Below are 2,180 nucleotides of genomic sequence, written 5' to 3'. Positions count from 1 at the left end.
TTCTACTATAACAAATTTTGATAACTCAGGTATTCTTTCAGGAAGAGTAGGTATAAATATATCAAGTACTACTATAGATAATTTTAAAAACACTGGTACTATAGAAGGAACATCTGGAGCCAAACAATTATCAGGAGCAGTATTCATTCAAAGTTGGAGAACTTCAAGCTCCACTATTAAAAATTTTGAAAACACAGGTCTAATCAAAAATCAAAACGGCAATGCTATCTTCATAGGTGATGGCAACAAGATAGAAACCCTTACAAATAAAGGAACTATAGAAGCAGGCAACAATGGTATAACTTTTTATGCATTTGATACAAATAAAAAGCCCGTTAATATTGGTAAAATCACTATAGAAGAAGGTGGTGTTATTAAAGCAGGCAATGATGCAATCCATATAGATGGAAGTAAAAATGGTATTGAGGGTGAAGGTATTGAAGTTAAAGAAGGGGGTAGATTAGAAGGTGGTAATGCAGGTATTTATATAGGCGGTGGTAAGCAAGTAAATACTAGCATCAATGTATCTGGAACTATCCAAGGTGGTAATGGGGGTATTATAAATACTGGAACCATTGGAAAAGAAGGACAAGAAAAACAAGAATACGGAATCACTATTGAAAATGAAGGTCTTATTGCTTCTGCAAAAGGAAGTGGTATTTTAAATACTGACAATGGAATTATTTATGGTAATATCTTCAATAGAAGTAATAATAATTTAAGTTTAAAAAATGATTCTGATGCGACTATTACAAGTGGTATTAAAAATGAAGGTAGTGGAACCATCTTTGTTAATAACCAAGGAACCATAGATAAAGATAATAGTGGTAATCATTTAGTTAACAGCGGATCTGGTAGCATAGTCATAGAAGATTGGCTTGTTACTACAGATAAAGATACGGGTAAATTAGACACTATAGTTGTAGGTGGAAGCAATACGGATAATGTAAAAGTAGATAATATAACCGTTGATCAAGGCAATGCTGATCTAGATGGAATAGGAGATATAAATGATATCATCTCAGGGGTAAAACCAGATAATATTGGCAATATAGGAACCAATGGTAGCGGGGAAATTGATTTAATCTATGATCCAATAACAGGAAAAGTTCATAAAAGGTTTGATCTTAGTGCTTCCATATCTGGAGCAACCTTTAGATCTTTAATCTCTACTACTTCAAGAAGATCTACCTTTATAGACAATGTTATGGGTAATTCTATGCAAAGCTTTGCTTTAGCTTCTTCAAGTAAGTCTCAAAGCATTGCTATGTCTGAAAAGGGTAATTTATATGCAGATGCAAGTGATTATATAAAGAGTGATTTAAATAATGGAAGCTATGGTTCTAATAAAGAACATTCTTTATTCATCCTTCCTTATGCTTCTTCACAGAATGTTGAACTTTCTTTAAATGAAGAAAGCAAAGGACACACTAAAGGAACCATTATAGGTTATTCTACTTTAAAAGACAGTGGAATATATGGCGTGTATGCAGGTTATGAAGATACAAGAATGGGTTCAACTTATTTTGATATTAATAATAGAACCTATTATGCAGGTTTAAAATACTTTAATACCTTATTTACTACAGAAAAAGGTCAAGAAGTTTATATCAAAGCTCAAGGTAAAGCTGCTTTGATTAAAAATGATTTAACTAAAAAAATAGGAAATAATGAAGCTAAAGCTGAACCTAATTCTTATGCTTATGGAGTCAATACAGCCTTAGGTATGAATTTTATTTCTAATAAAGATATATTCTCTCCTGAAATAGGTCTTGCTTATGAAGGAGGCTATACTGAAGCTTTTTCTATGAAAGACACTATAGGACAAGCAACAGTTAAAGGTGGAGAAAGAACCTATGCAAACTATTTAAATCTTTTCTCTACTAAAACAAGCTTTACTTGGTTTAGAGATTGGTTGCCTAATTTAAAAACTTCAGTAGAACTTGGAGCTAAGTTTAATATCAATCCTAAAGTAGAAGCTGAGGCTAGATTTGGTAATATAAAAGTAAGTGATGAGTTTGATTTACCAAGAGTACAAAAATTTGTAAGCACTTCTTTTATCGTTCCTGTTAATGAAGCTTTCTATTTTAGTTTAAACTATAATGGAATGTTTGATAAAGATGGCAATACCCATACAGGATTTGCTCAGTTTAATTATCTTTGGTAATCTTATAAAAGAT

1 protein-coding gene is annotated in these 2,180 nt (G+C 31.7%); it reads left to right on the top strand.

The window, feature by feature from the left end; genetic code table 11:
• A partial coding sequence (locus tag AJ881_RS07985; RefSeq protein WP_261660248.1) for an autotransporter outer membrane beta-barrel domain-containing protein occupies positions 1-2,167 on the top strand: 2,167 nt, incomplete at its 5' end.
• Positions 2,168-2,180 lie beyond the last annotated feature (13 nt).

Source organism: Campylobacter sp. BCW_6460 (assembly GCF_001762705.1).
Taxonomy (GTDB): Bacteria; Campylobacterota; Campylobacteria; order Campylobacterales; family Campylobacteraceae; genus Campylobacter_D; species Campylobacter_D jejuni.
This window is presented reverse-complemented; position numbering and strand designations above follow the sequence as displayed.